The sequence below is a fragment of the Salinarimonas sp. genome, assembly GCF_040111675.1.
GTDB lineage: Bacteria > Pseudomonadota > Alphaproteobacteria > Rhizobiales > Beijerinckiaceae > Salinarimonas.
The window spans coordinates 4,349,304-4,365,767 of record NZ_CP157794.1 but is presented as its reverse complement, the minus strand read 5'-3'; the positions used below and the strand labels follow the sequence as shown (position 1 = coordinate 4,365,767).

The window sequence follows — 16,464 nt, the reverse complement described above, 5'->3', positions numbered from 1 at the left end:
GACGAATTCGTGTCGGTCACTCGCCGCTCGGCGCTGGCGCTCGCCGCCACGCTCGCGCTCGCCCTGCGTCCGGGCGCCTCCGGGCGCGCCCTCGCCTCCGCGCTGGCCGCGAGCGAGGACCATTGGGGCGAGCCCGAGCCCTTCCGCCCCGCCCTCGTGCGCGAGCGCGCCCAGGCGCTCGCCGCCGCGCCCTACGTGCCGCCGGCGCAGGACATTCCCGAGAGCCTCGCCGGGCTCGACTACGACCAGTATCGCGACATCCGGTTCCGGCCGGAGAGCGCGATCTGGGCGGGGACGGACAAGCCCTTCCAGCTCCAGGCCTTCCACCTCGGCTTCGGCTATCGCGAGCCGGTGACGCTGAACCTCGTCTCGGGCGGATCGGCGCGCCGGCTGATCTTCGACCCGGCGATGTTCTCCTACGGGCCGCTGGTGGAGAACCCGCCGACGCGGATCGAGGATCTCGGCTTCTCCGGCTTTCGCATCCACGCGCCGGTCAATCGCGACGACTATTTCGACGAGTTCGCCGTCTTCCAGGGTGCGAGCTATTTCCGCGCGGTGGCGAAGGACCAGGCCTACGGCCTGTCCGCCCGGGGCCTCGCCATCGGCGTCGCCGATCCGGCGGGCGAGGAATTCCCGTCCTTCCGGGAGTTCTGGGTCGAGACGCCGACGGCCGAGGCCGACGCGATCGTCGTCCACGCCCTTCTCGACAGCCCGAGCACGACGGGCGCCTACCGCTTCCTGCTGCGGCCGGGCGTGTCGACGCTGATGGAGGTCGAGGCCGTGCTCTACCCGCGCGTCGAGGTCGCGACGGTGGGGATCGCCCCGCTCACCTCGATGTTCTACTTCGCCGGGCACGACCGGGTCGGCGTCGACGATTTCCGCGGCGCGGTGCACGATTCGGAGGGGCTCTTGATGTGGAACGGACAGGGCGAATGGCTCTGGCGGCCGCTGCTGAACCCCGAGCGCCTGCAGGTCTCGACCTTCCTCGACAACCGCCCGCACGGCTTCGGCCTGATGCAGCGCGAGCGCGACTTCGGCATCTACCAGGACCTCGAGGCCGACTATCACCGCCGCCCGAGCCTCTGGGTCGAGCCCATCGGCGATTGGGGCGAGGGCGCGGTGACGCTGGTCGAGATCCCCACCGACGCGGAGGTGCACGACAACATCGTCGCCTTCTGGCGCCCGCGCACGCCGCTGGCGGCGGGCGTGCCCGCGCAGATGGCCTATCGCCTGCACTGGCGCGGCGAGCCGCCGGTGGCCCATGGGCTCGCCAAGGTGCGCCGCACGCTCACGGGCCTCTCCGAGGTCGGGCGCCCGCAGGCGGAGCGCGACAAGCGCGTCTTCGTGATCGACTTCCTCGGCGAGGACCTGCTCGCGGACGGCGCGCCGGTGCTCGCCGCGGCCAGCGCCACGGCGGGCGTCCTCTCGCCGCCGGTGGTCAAGACCGACGCCGAGATCGGCGGCGTGCGCGTCGCGCTCGAGCTCGATCCCGAGGGCGCGGAAATCAGCGAATTGCGCTGCGCGCTCACCCGCGACGGCGCCGTCGTCTCCGAGACCTGGATCTACCGCTGGCTCGCCGCATGACCGCTCATCCCCTCTCCCCCTTCGACCCGGCGCTCCCGCCCGAGGCGCCCCTCGCAATGCCGGTTCAGGATCTCGAGACGGTCCCCCCGGCCCGCGGCCCCCTTCCGCGCAGCCGGTCCGTCACCGCGATCCGCGTCTTCGCGGTGGTCCTCGCGGCGGCGATCGCCGGCCTGCTGACGGTCGAGATGCACGGCGTGCTCGGGGTCGCGCGGCTCACCGTCGTCGAGATGGCGATGCTGGCCCTCTTCGCGACGACGATCGGCTGGATCGCCTTCGCCTTCGCGCTCGCCTGCATCGGCTTCGCGACGCTGCTGTGGCGGCGCGTGCGCCCGCGCCGCTACCTCGCGCCCCGCGCGCGGCCGCAGACGCGCACCGCCATCCTGCTGCCGACCTACAACGAGGACCCCGCCCGCGTCTTCGCCACCGCGGTGGCGACCGCCGAGGCGCTGGCCGACGCCGACGTGCACGAGGCCTACGACCTGTTCGTGCTCAGCGACACGACCGACCCGGACGTCTGGCTCGCCGAGGAGGCGGCCTTCCTCGCGATCCGCGCGCCGCGCCGCCCGCGGGCGCGCATCTTCTACCGCCGCCGTCCGAAGAACGTCGAGCGCAAGGCCGGCAACGTCGCCGAATGGGTGCGCCGCTTCGGCGGGGCCTATCCGGCCTTCGTGATCTTCGACGCCGACAGCGTCATGACCCCGCGCACGCTGGTGCGCATGACGCTCGCCCTGGAGCGCCGGCCCGAGCTCGGCCTTCTCCAGACCGTGCCGCTGCTGGTGGGCCGCTCGAGCCTGTTCGCGCGCCTCCAGCAATACGCGGCGCGGGTCTATGGCCCCGTGATGGCGACGGGGCTCGCGGTCTTCTCCGGGAACGCCGGCAACTACTGGGGTCACAACGCGATCATCCGCACCCGCGCCTTCGCGGAGAGCGCCGGCCTGCCGCACCTGCCCGGCCGCGCGCCTTTCGGCGGGCCGGTGATGAGCCACGATTTCGTCGAGGCGGCGCTGATGCGCCGGGCTGGCTGGGCGATCGAGATCGATCCGGGCCTGTCCGGGTCCTACGAGGAGAGCCCGCCCTCCCTCGTCGACCTCGCCGAGCGCGACCGGCGCTGGTGCCAGGGCAACCTTCAGCACGCCCGCCTCGTCGTCGCGACGGGCCTGCACCCGGTGAGCCGGCTGCATTTCGCCACCGGCATCATGTCCTACCTCGCCGCCCCGCTCTGGCTCGCCTTCCTGGTCTCGGGGCTGCTGCTGGCGCTCCAGGCGCATTTCGTGCGGCCGGACTACTTCGCCGCCGACTTCACGCTCTTCCCGACCTGGCCGGTGATCGACAGCGAGCGGGCGCTGGGCCTCTTCGCCGCGACCATGGCGGTGCTGCTGCTGCCGAAGCTGTTCGGGCTCGTGGTCGCGCTCGTGTCCGGCCCCGTGCGCCGGGGGCTCGGCGGACCGCTGCGCGCGACCGGCGGCATGCTGCTCGAGACGCTGGTCTCGGCGCTGCTGGCACCGGTGATGATGGCGCTGCAATCGGCCGCCGTGTTCCAGATCCTCGCCGGCCGCGACGCCGGCTGGAAGGCGCAGCGCCGCGACGACGGCTCGGTGCCGTGGGCGGAGATAGCCCGGCGCCACCGCTGGCACACGGCGCTCGGCGCGGCGCTCGGCGTCGCCGCCTTCGCGGTCTCGCCGGCGGTCTTCGTCTGGATGAGCCCGGCCATCGTGGGGCTGTGCCTGGCGATCCCGCTTTCGGCGCTCACCGCGACGCGGTGGCCGCGCCTCGCTCGGCTCGGGCTCCTGCGCACGCCCGAGGAGCGTGCGCCGCCGCCGATGCTGACGCGCGCCCGCGCCGTCCGCGACGAGATCGAGGCGGCGCTCGGCGCCCCGCGCGACGCGGTGGCGCGCCTGATGGACAGCCCGGCGCTGGCCGGCTTCCACCATGCGAGCCTCCCCGCGCCGGGCGCGCGCGGCATCGACCCGGCCTACGTCGTCGCGCTGGCCCGCCTCGACGCGGCGGAGACGGTCGAGGAGGCCGTCGCCGAGATGAGCCGCGCCGAGTGCGTGGCCCTGCTCGGTCGCCGGGAGGGCATCGAGCGCCTGGTCGCCAAGGCCCGCCCGCAGGCGGAGGCGGCCTGATCCGGCGGCCGCGGCGGCCTCACGGACGGTCCGCGCCGGGATCGGCCGCCGGCTGCCCGATGCGCACCACCGCCGCCCGGGTCGCGTCGAGATGGGCGCGCATGGCCGCCGCCGCGGTCTCGGCCTCCCCGCGCTGGATCGCGCGCAGGACCGCCCCGTGCTCCGCATGGGAGCCGGCGAGGCGCTCGGCCGAATCGAGCTGCATCCCGCGATGCGGCGCGAGACGCTCGCGGATGGCGAGGGCGAGCTCCTTGAGGTAGCGGTTCGCCGCGCCGTCGTAGATCAGCGTGTGGAAGACGAGGTTCTCGGCTCGGTAGCCGGGGAGGTCGACGGCGCGCACGAGCGCCGCCATGGCCTCGTGCTGCGCCTCCAGCCGGCGGCGCAGCGCGGGCGGCATCAGGCGCGCGGCCCGGGCGGCGCACAGGGCCTCGAGCTCGGACATGGCGTCGAACATCTCGCCCAGCCCGTCGACGTCGATGGCGACGACCCGCGCCGGGCGATGCGGGCGCAGCTCGACGAGCCCGCTCGCGGCGAGCTGGCGCAAGGCCTCGCGCACCGGCGTGCGCGAGGCGCCGAGCCGGCTGGCGAGGGCGATCTCCTCGAGCGTCGTTCCCGGCGCGAGGGCGCCGGACAGGATCTCGCGCGTCAGCTGGAAGACGATCGCCGCGCCGCGGGTCGGGGCCGCCATTCGAAACTCTCGTGGTCGTGTCCCGTCCGCTTAGCACGCGGGCGTCGGCCGGACCAGTGCGCGCCCGCCCGCCCGCGGAGTGATCCGGATCGCGCCGGGCTCGACCGGCGGCTGAGCGCGCGCCTCTCGCACGTATCGGACGGGCCGATGTCCACGGAGCGGATCAGGATCGCGGGGCCGGTCCAGGGCGTGGGCTTCCGCCCGCACGCCTGGCGCGCAGCGCGCGCCTGCGGCGTCGCGGGATCGGTCGGCAACGACGCGGAGGGCGTCCTCGGGCGCGTCAGCGCGCGACCGCGACCGACGCGAGGCGGGATCCCGCATTGTCCACGACCAGCGCCGCGCCGGTCCAGACGTCGAGCCCGGCGTCGGCGTAGCGCTCCGCGCGGGCGGTCTGGAAGGCGAGGTTGCCGAGGCCGAGCGCCGCGACGCCGCCGCCGTCGCCAGCCGACACGAGCCCGTAGGCGAGCGGCGGTCCGTGCGCGGCGACGACGTCCGCGCCCAGCGCGAGAAGCCGTCGCGAGACCTCCGCCAGCCAATCGGGCGGGCGCGCCCAGTCGGGCGCCCAATGGTGGTGATGCAGCGAGACGAGGACGCGGTCGGCGTCGCGCCGCGCCGCCGCGATCGTCGCGGCGAGGCGCGCGAGGTCGGCCTCGTCGACCGCGTGCTCCTCGCGTGGCCCGTCGCCCGGAGCCAGCGCCAGCCCGTAGAAGCGCGGCCCGTCGACGGGCGGGTCGTAGCCGACCGCGATTCGGCGCGCGACCCGTTCCGCCTCGCCGCTGGCGCGGGCTATGGCCGCGAGCCGGGCGAGATCCTCGGGCGGCAGGACGAGGCGGCGGCGCACCGCGAGCGGGTTGACGCCCGGCGCCTCTCCCGCGATCGCCCAGTCCGGCGTCGGCCCGCAATCGGCCGCGATCAGCGCCACGCCGCCGCGGGTCGCGGGCCCCCCGGCCTCGGCGGCGTCGCGCCCGGCGCCGGCCACGGCGAAACCCGCCGCCTCCGCCGCGTCGCGCGTCGCGACGATGCCCGCATGGCCGTAGTCCCAGACGTGGTTGTTGGCGATGGACAGGTGGGTGACGCCGAGATCCCAGAGTGCGGCGAGCGCCTCCGGCGGCGCGGGGTGGACCGTCTTCGTCTTCATCCGCGTCGCGCCGGGCGGCGGCAGACAGCCTTCGAGATTGCAGAAGACGGCGTCGGCCCCGGCGGCCAGCGCGCGGGTCGCCTCGGGCCAGGCGAGCGGCCGCCGGATCAGGGCCTGCCCGAAGGCGACGAGGCGCGTCACGGCAGGACGCTCAGGACGAGCCGGGGCGGGCCGCCCGCCCCGCCGAGATGGACCGTCGTCGTCGCGATCCGCCGGCCGAGCGCCCGCCCCTCGGGCTCGCCGGTCTGCGGGTTGACGTCGAAGCGCGGGAAGTTGGAGCCCGCGACGTCGAGGCGGATGCGATGGCCGGCGCGAAACAGCGCCGCCACCGGCGGCGCCGTGACCACGATTTCGGCGATCTCGCCCGGCTCCATGAGCCGCGGCTCGGCGAAGGAGCGCCGGTAGCGCAGGCGCAGGATGCCGTCCGTGAGGTTCATGGCGTAGCCCTGCGGGTAGTCGGCCGAGGGCGGCGCCCAGTCGACGAGCTTCACCGTCACGTCGATGTCGGGTGCGTCGGTGGAGACGCGCAGGTGCACGCGCACCGGCCCGGCGATCTCGAGGTCGCGCGACAGCGGCGGCGTGGCGAAGACGAGGACGTCGCGCCGCGCCGCCAGCGGCAGGTAGGGCGGGCGCGCGCCGAAGGTCTCCGGCCCGGGGGTCTGGTCGTAGGCGCCGCCCTCCATGATCGGCGCGCCCGACGTGATCGCCCCGCCGATGGAGGGGACCGGGTCGGCGGGATCGGTCTGGATCGTGACGGCGCCTTCCGGTGCGGGATCGGCGCACAGCAGGCCCGATCGGGTGAGGAAGTACGCCGTCTCGACGGCGTCCGGCGGGGGGAAGGCCGCCGCCTCGCGCCAGAGCCCGCCGTGGTCGCGTCGATGGTCCGCGTTGCGCCGTCCGCTGCCGCCGCCCATGCGGAACCAGCGCGCGGCGGGCGGCGGCGGCGCGGCCTGCGCGCGCTCCGGCTTCATCCAGCGGTCGAACCAGGCGAGGCGCAGCGCGCCGTAATCCGCGCCGATCGCAGCATCGAGGGTGGAGGCCTCGCCGAAATCGACGTCCCCCGCATGCGTCTGGCTGCGCCGGCCGTGGAGCCAGGGGCCCATCACCATCTCGACGCGCCCGCCGGCCGCGGCGATGCCGCGGAAGTGCTCGCACATCGTCTCGGCATAGGGGTCGTACCAGCCGCAGATCAGGAAGGTCGGCGCCGCGGCGAGCGCGGCGTAGTGAGCCGCGGCGTAGAGCTCCGGGCGCCGCCACGAGGCGTCGAAGGCGCCGCGTTCCCATTGATCGAAGAGATAGTCCTCGTATTCCGGCACGTGGCGCAGGGGCGACTGCCCGCGCTTCCACGGCATCGCCCGGAACCAGGCCTCGATGTCCTCCGCGTCGAGCGCAGCCGCCACGACCGGGTCCGCCATCGCCGCGGGCGAGAGGCGGGCGTGCTTGAAGGCCCAGGTCGCCTGCTTGAGCTCGAAGGCGCCGCCCTTGCGCACGCCGCCCTGGTAGGCGTTCCAGAAGCCCCCCGAGTCGAGGAACATCGCAGCCAGGCCCGGCGGCCGCAGCGCCGCGAGCGCGGTCTGGACGTGGGCCGAATAGGAGAGGCCGAAGGTGCCGACCCGCCCGTCCGACCAGGGCTGCGCCCGGATCCAGGCGAGCGTGTCGACCCCGTCCTCCCCCTCGCCGAGATACTTGGCGAAGACGCCCTCCGAGCCGTAGCGCCCGCGGCAATCCTGCATGACGACGGCGTAGCCCGCCCGCGCCAGATCGGCCGCGATCAGGCCGTTGGGGCGCGGGACCGGGTCGGCGACGCTGATCTCGGAGAGCCGCGCCTCCGCCTTGCCGTAGGGCGTGCGGTGGAGGAGCGTCGGATGGGGCCCGGGGAGCGGCGCGCCGTCCCGGGCCGGCAGGGTCACGTCGGTCGCGAGCCGCACGCCGTCGCGCATCGGCACCATGACGTCCCGCATCACGACGATCTCGGTCTCGTCGCCTTGCGGCTCGGCGGCGGGCGGCGCGCTCGCGTCCATGGCGTCACTCGGCCTCCCGCGCGCCCATGGCGAGGGTGCGCTCGTCGCGCCGCGGCTCGAAGACGATGCCGTCGCGCGCCGCCCAGGCGAGGGACTGGAAGTAGAGCGGCACGAGCCCCGATTCCCCGAAGGCGATCGCCGCCGCGTCCTGCAGCGCCGCCTCGCGCTCGGCCGGATCGAAGATCTGCTTCGCCGCGGTGATGGCGGCGTCGAAGTCCGGGTTGGAATAGCGGAAGCGGTTGAGCGTGCCGCGGTCGTTCTCCTTGTCGTAGGAGTGCAGCACGCTTTCCAGGCCGCGCGAGGCCTCGCCCGTCGAGTTGCCGTAGGAGAACAGGAAGGCGCCGTATTGGTTGTCGCCCGCCGCCTTGGCGAACACGCTGTAGGGCAGCGTCTCGACGCCGTTGACGGTCAGCCCGCCGCGGGCGAGGAGCTGCCCCACCGCCTGGGCGACGTCGCCGTCCTGGCTGAAGCGGTCGTTCGAGCCGTGCAGCGTGATGCCGAACCCGTCCGGATAGCCGGCCTCCGCGAGGAGCGCGCGCGCCTTCTCGAGGTCGGGCTGCGGGACCGGGACGTCCGGGTTGTAGCCGAAGACGCCCTCCGGCACGATCTGGCTCGCCGCGCCGCCCGAGCCGTAGAGCACGCGATCGATCAGCGCCTCGCGGTCGATCATCAGCGAGACGGCGTTGCGCACCCGCGCGTCCTGGAAGGGGTTCTCCGGCAGAGGGGCGCCGGCGGCGTCCGTGAGGTAGGGCGCGTCGTCGCGCTGGTTCAGCGCGAGATAGACCAGGCGCACGGTCGGCGTCTCGAACACGTCGATGCTCTCGTTCGCCCGCAGCGCCGGCAGGTCGGCGGGCGGGACGAGGTCGATGAGGTCCACCGCGCCCGAGAGCAGCGCCGCGACGCGGGCGGCGTCGTTGTCGATGAAGCGCATGGTGACGTTGGCGAAATGCGGCTTCTCGCCCCAATAGTCCTCGTTGCGCGAAAGCTCGAGCCGATCGCCCGGCGTCCAGGAGACGAAGCGGTACGGGCCCGTGCCGACCGCGGCCTCGCCGGAGTTGAAGTCGGCGCTCTCGCGGCCCTCGGTCGCCGCCTTCGAGACGATGTAGACGGTGCCGATCGTCTCCATGAACAGGGGGGTGGGCGCCTTCGTCGTGAAGCGGATCGTGTGGTCGTCGACGATCTCCATCGCCGCGACGTCCGCCACCGACTGGGCGAAGGAGGCGGGCGAGCTCGGCACGTTCGGCGCGCGCTCGAGCGAGTAGACGACGTCGGCGGCCGTGAAGGGCGTCCCGTCGTGGAAGGTGACGCCCTCGCGCAGCTTCACCTCCCAGGTGAGGTCGTCGAGCGCCTCCCAGCTCACGGCGAGGCCGGGGCGCGCGCGCACGTTGGCGTCGGTGAGCAGCAGCCGGTCGAAGACGTGCAGGGCCGTCATCTGGTTGGGGCCGGTGCGGGAGAATTGCGGGTCGATCGACTGGGGCTCGTTGCCGCGGCCGATGGTGAGATCCTGCGCGAGCGCGGGCAGGCTCGCGGCCGCGAGCGCCGCGGCGAGGAGAAGGCTGGAAAGGGGCTTCATCCGTTCCTCCGTCATGCTTGTTGGTCGAGGTGGCACGCGGCGGCGCGCCCGGGCGCGACGTCGATGAGCGCAGGCGTCTCCTCCCGGCAGCGGGCGAAGGCGCGGGGGCAGCGCGTGTGGAAGGCGCAGCCCTGCGGCGGCGCGAGCGGGGAGGGGATCTCCCCCGTCAGCGGCGCGTAGACGCGCCGGCCCTGCCCCACCCGCGGCGCCTCGGCGAGGAGCGCGCGGGTGTAGGGATGCGCGGGCGCGGCGAAGATCTCGGGCGTCGGGCCGATCTCGACGATGCGGCCCAGATACATGATCGCGACGCGGTCGGTCAGGTGCTCGACGACGCCCAGGTCGTGCGAGATGAACAGGTAGGTGAGGCCCCGCCGCTCGCGCAGGTCCATGAACAGGTTGAGGATCTGCGCCTGGATCGAGACGTCGAGCGCCGCCACCGCCTCGTCGCAGACGAGCGCGGCGGGGGAGACCGCGAGCGCGCGGGCGATGCCGATGCGCTGGCGCTGGCCGCCGGAGAACTGGTGCGGGTAGCGGCGCATGTAGCTCGGGTCGAGCCCGACCTCGCGCATCAGCCCCGCCACGAGGTCGTCGCGCGCGCCGCGCGACACGAGGCCGTGGGCGAGGGGCGCCTCGCCGATGGCCGCGCCGACGCGCTTCCTCGGGTTGAGCGACGACATCGGGTCCTGGAAGATCATCTGGACCTCGAGCCGCGCGCGTTTCGCCCGGGCCGCGTCCCAGCCCGCCTCCTCCACGCCCTCGAACAGGAAGTCGCCGCCGGTCTTGGCGTGGACGCCGGCGAGGATGCGCCCGAGCGTGGACTTGCCGCAGCCGGATTCGCCGACGAGCCCGAGCGCCTCGCCGCGCGCGACCGCGAAGGAGACGCCGTCGACCGCCCGCAGCACCGGCGGCGGCGGCAGGAGACCGAGCGCGATCGCCGCCCGCTCGACGATGTCCGGCGTCCGCACGAAATGCTTGGTGACGCCGCGCACCTCGAGATGCGGGGTCCGCGCGTCCGCGAGTGTCGCGGGGGCGGGCGAGGTCGCGAGCGCGCTCATGCAGCCTCCTCCCGCAGAAGGGGCGCATGGCAGCGCGCCGTGCGCGCTGGCGCGACGGGGACGATCGGCGGCTCGGCGGCGCAGGCGGCGGTCGCGACCGGGCAGCGCGGCGCGAACGGGCAGCCCGGCGGCAGGTCGAGGAGCGAGGGCGTCATGCCCGGGATCTGCCGCAGGCGCGAGCCCGCGAGCGCCCGGTTCGGGATCGAATCGAGGAGCCCGCGCGTGTAGGGATGCGCCGGCGCGGCGACGACCTGCGCCGCCGGCCCCTCCTCGACGATGCTGCCCGCATACATGACGCAGACCCGGTCGGCGAGGCTCTCCACCACGGCGAGATCGTGGCTCACCCAGACCAGCGCCGCGCCGGTCTCGGCGACGAGGCGCTGCATCTCGTAGAGAATCTGGCCCTGGATGGTGACGTCGAGCGCCGTCGTCGGCTCGTCGGCGAGGATCAGCGCCGGGCCGTGCAGGAGGGCGATGGCGATCGCCACCCGCTGGCGCATGCCCCCGGAGAACTGGTGCGGATAGGCGCGGATGCGCTCGGCCGGCGCCGGGATGCCGACGCGCGCCAGCGCTTCGATCGCCCGCGCCCGGGCGGCCTTGGCCGAGACCCGCTCGTGCGCGCGGATCGCCTCCACCATCTGCGTCTCGATGCGCAGGACGGGGGTGAGCGTCATCAGCGGGTCCTGGAAGATCATGGCGATCTCCCGCCCCCTGATCCGGCGCAGGCGCGCCGGATCGGCGCCGACGAGCTCCTCCCCGCGAAAGCGGATCGAGCCCTCGACGATGCGTCCGGGCGGATCGACGAGGCCGAGCACCGAGAAGCTCGCGACCGACTTGCCCGAGCCGCTCTCCCCGACGATGCCCACGATCTCCCCGGGGCTCACCGAGAGGTCGAGCCCGTCCACCGCGCGCACCACGCCCGCGCGGGTGAGGAAATGGGTCCGCAGGCCCGTGATCTCGAGGAGCGCCGTCATCGCGCCGCCCTCGGGTCGAGCACGTCGCGCAGCCGGTCGCCGACGACGTTGATGGCGAAGACGAGGGCGAGCAGCAGCAGGCCGGGGAAGACGCTGATCCAGTAGAGCCCGGCCAGCATGACGTCGAAGCCGTTGGAGATCAGCAGGCCGAGCGAGGGCTCGGTGATCGGCAGGCCGAGGCCGAGGAAGGAGAGCGTGGCCTCCGCCGAGATGGCGCTCGCCACCTGCATGGTCGCGATCACGATGATCGGCGGCAAGCAGTTGGGCGCGAGGTGGCCGAAGACGATGCGCGCGTGCGAGAGCCCCAGCGAGCGCGCCGCCTCGACGTATTCCTTCGCCCGCTCGGAGAGGGCGGTCGCGCGCACCGCGCGGGCGAAATAGGCCCATTGCACCAGCACGAGCGCGAAGATCACCTTCTCGACGCCCTGGCCCAGGATGGCGAGGATCATCAGCGCGACGAGGATGGTCGGGAAGCCGAGCATGAAGTCGACGAGGCGCATGATCGCCGCGTCGACGACGCCTCCCGCATAGGCCGCGACGAGGCCGAGCGAGACGCCCACCACGATCGCGAGCGCGCCCGAGAAGACGCCGACGAACAGGCTCGTGCGCAGCCCGTAGAGCATGGCCGAGAGCATGTCGCGACCCTGGCCGTCGGTGCCGAGGAGGTAGAGCGTGCCCTCCGGCGTCACCGACAAGGGCGGCAGGCGCGAATCGAGGAAGCTGATGGCGCGCAGGTCGTAGGGGTCCTGCGGCGCGATCCACGGACCGACGATCGCGGCCACGAGGAAGAGCGCGCACACGCCGAGCGCGACCACGGCGCCGCGGCTCTCGGCGAAGTCCCGCCACGCCGCGCCGAGCGGCGAGGGGGCGGTCTTCGGCGCCGGCTCGACGCCCGCGGCCGCCTTCTGCGGGGTCGGCGCCGTCACGCGCGCCTCCCCAGCCGCACCCGCGGATCGAGCACGGAATAGAGCACGTCGACGACGAGGTTGATGACGATGAACAGGAAGGTGACGACGAGCAGGTAGGCGGCGACGACGGGGCGGTCGAGATCGTTGATCGAATCGATGATGAGCTTGCCCATGCCCGGCCAGGCGAAGATCGATTCGTGATCACCGCGAAGGCGATGACCGAGCCGAGCTCCATGCCGAGCACCGTGACGATCGGCGCCGCGACGGTCTTGCCGACGTGGAGTCCGACGATGCGCCTCTCGCCGAGCCCCTTGGCGCGGGCGAACTTGACGAAGTCGAGCGGCATCGTCTCGCGCACCTGGGCGCGGGTTAGCCGGATCATCAGCGCGACCTTGAACAGGGCGAGATTGGTCGCGGGCAGGATCAGGTGCCGGATCCCGTCCCAGGTGGCGAGGCTCGTCTCGATGCCGAGGATCGTGCCCGTCTCGCCGCGCCCGCTCGACGGCAGCCAGCCGAGGAAGATCGAGAAGATCAGGATCAGCATCAGCCCCTGCCAGAAGTTCGGCAGGGAGAAGCCGAGAATCGAGCCCGTGACGATCGCCGAATCGGCGCGCGATCCGGGCCTGAGGCCGGCATAGAGGCCGAGCGGCACGCCGACGACGAGCGCGATGAGCATGGCGCACAGCGCGAGCTCCAGCGTCGCCGGCATGCGCTGGACGATCAGCGAGATGGACGGGACGTTGTAGACGAAGGAGGTGCCGAGGTCGCCCTGGAGCGCGTTGACGAGGAAGATGCCGTATTGCGTCCAGATCGGCCGGTCGAGCCCGAGCGCGACGATCGCCGCCTCGCGCTCCGCGGCGGTGGCGTCGTCCGGCAGCAGGATGTCGGCCGGGTCGCCTACGGCGTAGAGGCCGATGAAGACGACGAGCGACACCGCGAGGAGCACGAGCCCCGCCTGCAGCGCCCGCCTGACGATGAACAGGACCATGGACCGGCTCGCTCCCCGCCTGCCTGCCGCGCGTTTTCGCGTCGTTTCCGAAAAATCTGTGCGGCAGCCTTCCCACACGCGCAATCTTATTGTCTGATGGTCTCGAGCCATAAGTGGGACTTATGCCGATGACGCCTGCGATCCTGCGCCGCCTCGAGATCTTCTGCGCCGTGATCGAGGCCGGCGGCGCGACGCAGGCGGCGGCCAGGCTGTCGCTGTCGCAGCCGGCGGTGAGCCAGCAGATCGCCCGGCTGGAGGAGGAGCTCGGTCTCGTGCTGTTCGCGCGCGCCAACGGGCGGATGTCCCCCACGGAAAGCGCGCTCGTCCTCTACGAGGAGGCGAGCCACGCCTTCGACGGGCTGGAGCGCGTGGTCAATCTCGCGCGCGACATCCGCGGGCTGGAGCGCGGGTTGCTGCGGGTGGCCGCCCCGCATTCGACTGCCGGCGGGCTCCTGCCGCGGGCGCTCCAGCGGCTCGCGGCGGGGCGCGAGCGCCTGCGCTTCGACGTGCGGCTCGGGCGCTACGAGAGCATCGTCGGCATGGTCGCGGCGCGCGAGGTCGATCTCGGCATCGCCAAGGCGCCGCTGCTGGCGCCGGGCGTCGAGGCGGTCGAGATCGGCGAGAGCGGGCTCGTCGCGGTGGCGGCCGCGGGCTCGCCGCTGGCCGCGCGGCCGGTCCTGCGGCTCGACGACCTCGCCGGCGAGCCGCTGATCATGATCGGCCGCGGCCGGCCCTGGCGGGACGAGATCGACGTCGCCTTTCGCCGCCGGCGCCTGCCCGTGCGCGTCGCGGTCGAGACGCAGTCGGTGGCGTCGGCGGTGGGCTTCGCGGCGGCGGGCTTCGGCGTCGCGCTCACCCCGGACTGGTTCGCCGACGCGATGACCCGGACGGACGTCGTCATCCGCCCCGTCGACATCGGCATCGCGCACCGCTTCCTCGTGGTCTACCCCGCCCGGGCCGGCTCGCGCGCCCTCGCCGAAGCCTTCGCGGAGGTGATCCGGGAGGTGCGGGCGGAGAACCTCGGATGCTCCGCTTAACGACTGCCGATCGTCCGGCGCCGGACGTGCATGCGCGTGGAGCGGGCGCACGCCGAGTTTTTGCGTCCTTTTCCCCAGCTGCCCCCTGTGTATGCTCCGGTTTCCGCAATGGAAATGCGGGTCGGAGAAAGAGTATGGATGCAGTCAAGTCGGAACCCCGCGCCGCGACCGGGATCGATCAGCTCATCGGGCAGCGGATCAGGCTCGCTCGCAAGAAGTCGAAGCTTTCACAGACCGAGCTCGGCCAGGCGATCGGGGTGACGTACCAGCAGGTGCAGAAGTACGAGAACGGCACCGATCGCGTCGCCGCATCCCGCCTGGTCCAGATCGCGAAGTTTCTCGAGGTCACGCCGTCGGCCCTGCTCGCCGAGACGGAGACGGAGGCGGTGCCGCTCCTCGACGAGATGGCGATGACGCTCGCGGCGGAGTTCGCGCGGCTGAACAGCCCGACCCTGCGCAAGGCGGCGCTCGATGCCGTCAAGGCGATCGTCGTCGCAGAGCGCAGCTACTGAGGAAACGAGCCGGTCGGGTAAGCTCGGCAGTAAACGCCGACGCTTTTCTGCAACACCGGCCGGCTCGGTGCCGTCACGGCGGTCAAAATACTGCTGATACGAGACGGCTCTTCATGCTAGGCCTTCGGATGCTGATTCGGAGGCCATGAACATGCACGAGCTCGAGGACAAGATCCGCGTCCGCGCGTACGAACTCTGGGAACGGGACGGTCGCGCCGGCGACGCCGAGGGGCATTGGTACGCCGCCGAGGGCGAGATCCATGCCGAGCTGACGCGCGCCCTCGATGTCGAGGTCGCGCCCGCCGCGCCGGCGAAGAAGCCGGCCCGCCGCGCCAAGCCGGCCGCCGAGAAGCCGGCCGCCGAGAAGCCGGGCGGCGCCGATGCGGCGCCCAGGCGCAAGAGCAAGGCCCGCACGTCCGCGACCTGAGCGCCTCACGCCTCCGCGGCCTGAAGGGCCGCGAGCGCACGCTCGCCGGCGCCGTCCCAGGCCCGCGCGGCGTCGGCGACGATGGCCGGTTCGATCGCCAGGCGGACGAGCTGCGCGTTCACGCCCCGCCATCGGCCGCCTGCGCGGGCTCGCCGAGCGCGGCGTCGCCCGCGCGCTCGCTCGCCCACCCTGCGCGGGAGGGCGGCGCACGCGCCTGATTGACGTACCTCACCGCAGGGCGGATAGTCGCCCGCCCAGCGGGAGGGTCCTGTGTCGCGTCCGACCGTCAACGACATCGCAAGGGAAGCGGGCGTGAGCCTCGCGACCGTCGATCGCGTCCTCAACGCCCGGCCCGGCGTGCGCGAGAAGACGATCGTGCGGGTCAACGAGGCCATCGCCCGGCTCGGCTACGTCCGGGACGTGGGCGCGGCGAACCTCGCCCGGCGGCGCAGCTACCGGCTGGCGTTCGTGCTCCCGGACAGCGAGACCGCGTTCATGCGAGCGCTTCGCGGCGCGATCGAGAGCGCCGGCGCGCTCGCCGCCTACGACCGGACGACGATCGCGATCGCGACCGTCCCCGCTCTCGACCCCACGGCGACGGTCCACGCGATGGCGTCCCTGACCGACGTCGACGGCGTCGCGGTGATGGCGCCGGAGACGCCGCAGGCGCGCGACGCCATCTTCCGTCTGCGCGAGGCGGGAACGCCGGTCGTCGCCATCGTCTCCGACCAGCCGAACTCGGCGCGCGCGCGCTTCGTCGGCATCAACAATCTCGCGGCCGGGCGCACGGCGGCCCAGCTCGTGGGCCGCTTCACGGCGAAGCCGGACGCCACCGTGATGGTGCTCGCCGGCTCGATGATGGCGCGCGACCAGATGGAGCGGCGTCTGGGCTTCGACGAGGTGATGCTGCGCGACTTCCCCGGCATGACGGTCCTGCCCTCGCTCGAGGGGCGCGACGATTCGGAGACGGTGGCGCGGGTGCTGCCGGCGGCGCTGGCCGCCCATCCCCGGGTCGAGGCGCTGTACGCGCCGGGCGCCGGCCATCGGGGGCTCGTCGGGACCCTGCGCGCGCTGGAGCGGCCGCGGCGCCTCACCGTCGTCGCCCACGAGCTGACGCCGGCGACCCGCGCCGGGCTGGAGGAGGGCCTGATCGACGCCGTGATCACCCAGGACGTGGGGCACGTCGCGCGCAGCGCCCTGCGCGTGCTGCGCGCGGCGATCGACGGCACGCCGCTCGACCCCGGCCAGGAACAGATCCGCATCGAGATCCTTCTGCGCGAGAACCTGCCGCCGTTCGGGTGAGCGCGGCGGCGGCGGCGGCGGACGCGACGCGCTCGCGCCCTCCGCGAACGTGTTGCGACGCAAAATGAGGTACGCACCTCAAAAAGTCGTGGACAGCTTCGCGCCTGTGCGGCTAACGTCGGGAAAAAAGG

The 16,464-nt window shown here is 73.4% G+C and carries 13 protein-coding genes and 2 pseudogenes; 7 read left to right on the top strand and 8 right to left on the bottom strand.

Annotated elements, in window-relative coordinates; translation table 11 throughout:
- Positions 1–9 precede the first annotated feature (9 nt).
- Together ABL310_RS20145 and mdoH are read left to right on the top strand one after the other, a co-directional pair.
- Entirely contained in the window at positions 10–1,584 is a 1,575-nt protein-coding gene (locus ABL310_RS20145) for a glucan biosynthesis protein G (protein WP_349368784.1), read from the top strand.
- Positions 1,581–3,710: a glucans biosynthesis glucosyltransferase MdoH gene (gene mdoH, locus ABL310_RS20140; RefSeq protein ID WP_349368783.1), complete on the top strand. Its 2,130-nt coding sequence runs from the start codon at positions 1,581–1,583 to the stop codon at positions 3,708–3,710. The genes ABL310_RS20145 and mdoH overlap by 4 nt, the downstream gene beginning before the upstream one ends.
- 19 nt (positions 3,711–3,729) lie before the next feature.
- On the opposite strand, the gene ABL310_RS20135 is transcribed toward mdoH, so the two are convergent.
- The gene (locus ABL310_RS20135) at positions 3,730–4,398 is read right to left on the bottom strand and encodes a GntR family transcriptional regulator (RefSeq protein ID WP_349368782.1); all 669 of its coding nucleotides are present in this window, start codon (positions 4,396–4,398) and stop codon (positions 3,730–3,732) included.
- Positions 4,399–4,545: 147 nt separating this feature from the next.
- On the opposite strand from ABL310_RS20135, the pseudogene ABL310_RS20130 reads away from it, so the two are divergent.
- Positions 4,546–4,629 (top strand): annotated as a pseudogene (locus ABL310_RS20130) (acylphosphatase); the annotation flags it as partial.
- 49 nt (positions 4,630–4,678) lie between these two features.
- On the opposite strand, the gene ABL310_RS20125 reads toward ABL310_RS20130, so the two are convergent.
- From ABL310_RS20125 to ABL310_RS20095, 7 genes and pseudogenes are all read right to left on the bottom strand, one after another.
- On the bottom strand, positions 4,679–5,677 hold the full coding sequence (locus ABL310_RS20125) for a CapA family protein (RefSeq protein WP_349368781.1): 999 nt from the start codon (positions 5,675–5,677) through the stop codon (positions 4,679–4,681).
- Positions 5,674–7,557, bottom strand: a complete 1,884-nt coding sequence (locus ABL310_RS20120; protein ID WP_349368780.1) for a CocE/NonD family hydrolase — start codon at positions 7,555–7,557, stop codon at positions 5,674–5,676. Before ABL310_RS20120 ends, ABL310_RS20125 begins: the two co-directional genes overlap by 4 nt.
- A 4-nt stretch (positions 7,558–7,561) precedes the next feature.
- A complete protein-coding gene (locus tag ABL310_RS20115; RefSeq protein ID WP_349368779.1) occupies positions 7,562–9,130 on the bottom strand; it encodes an ABC transporter substrate-binding protein in 1,569 nt (522 codons plus the stop codon).
- A gap of 11 nt (positions 9,131–9,141) precedes the next feature.
- The gene (locus ABL310_RS20110; protein WP_349368778.1) at positions 9,142–10,185 is read right to left on the bottom strand and encodes an oligopeptide/dipeptide ABC transporter ATP-binding protein; all 1,044 of its coding nucleotides are present in this window, start codon (positions 10,183–10,185) and stop codon (positions 9,142–9,144) included.
- Positions 10,182–11,159 carry an ABC transporter ATP-binding protein gene (locus tag ABL310_RS20105; protein WP_349368777.1) on the bottom strand — a complete coding sequence of 326 codons (978 nt, stop codon included), beginning with the start codon at positions 11,157–11,159 and terminating at the stop codon, positions 10,182–10,184. The genes ABL310_RS20110 and ABL310_RS20105 overlap by 4 nt, the downstream gene beginning before the upstream one ends.
- The gene (locus ABL310_RS20100; RefSeq protein WP_349368776.1) at positions 11,156–12,085 is read right to left on the bottom strand and encodes an ABC transporter permease; all 930 of its coding nucleotides are present in this window, start codon (positions 12,083–12,085) and stop codon (positions 11,156–11,158) included. Before ABL310_RS20100 ends, ABL310_RS20105 begins: the two co-directional genes overlap by 4 nt.
- Positions 12,082–13,055, bottom strand: a pseudogene (locus ABL310_RS20095) (ABC transporter permease). Before ABL310_RS20095 ends, ABL310_RS20100 begins: the two are co-directional and overlap by 4 nt.
- 128 nt (positions 13,056–13,183) lie before the next feature.
- Here ABL310_RS20095 and ABL310_RS20090 point away from each other — a divergent pair.
- The 4 genes from ABL310_RS20090 to ABL310_RS20075 all read left to right on the top strand — a co-directional run bounded on the left by ABL310_RS20090 (position 13,184) and on the right by ABL310_RS20075 (position 16,333).
- A complete protein-coding gene (locus ABL310_RS20090) occupies positions 13,184–14,092 on the top strand; it encodes a LysR substrate-binding domain-containing protein (protein ID WP_349368775.1) in 909 nt (302 codons plus the stop codon).
- Positions 14,093–14,226: 134 nt separating this feature from the next.
- Positions 14,227–14,604 carry a helix-turn-helix transcriptional regulator gene (locus ABL310_RS20085; protein WP_349368774.1) on the top strand — a complete coding sequence of 126 codons (378 nt, stop codon included), beginning with the start codon at positions 14,227–14,229 and terminating at the stop codon, positions 14,602–14,604.
- 151 nt (positions 14,605–14,755) lie between these two features.
- Positions 14,756–15,031, top strand: coding sequence for a DUF2934 domain-containing protein (locus ABL310_RS20080; protein ID WP_349368773.1), 276 nt, complete (start codon positions 14,756–14,758; stop codon positions 15,029–15,031).
- A 270-nt stretch (positions 15,032–15,301) separates the two neighbouring features.
- Complete coding sequence (locus ABL310_RS20075; protein ID WP_349368772.1) at positions 15,302–16,333, top strand: LacI family DNA-binding transcriptional regulator; 1,032 nt, start codon at positions 15,302–15,304, stop codon at positions 16,331–16,333.
- The last annotated feature ends 131 nt before the right edge of the window (positions 16,334–16,464 follow it).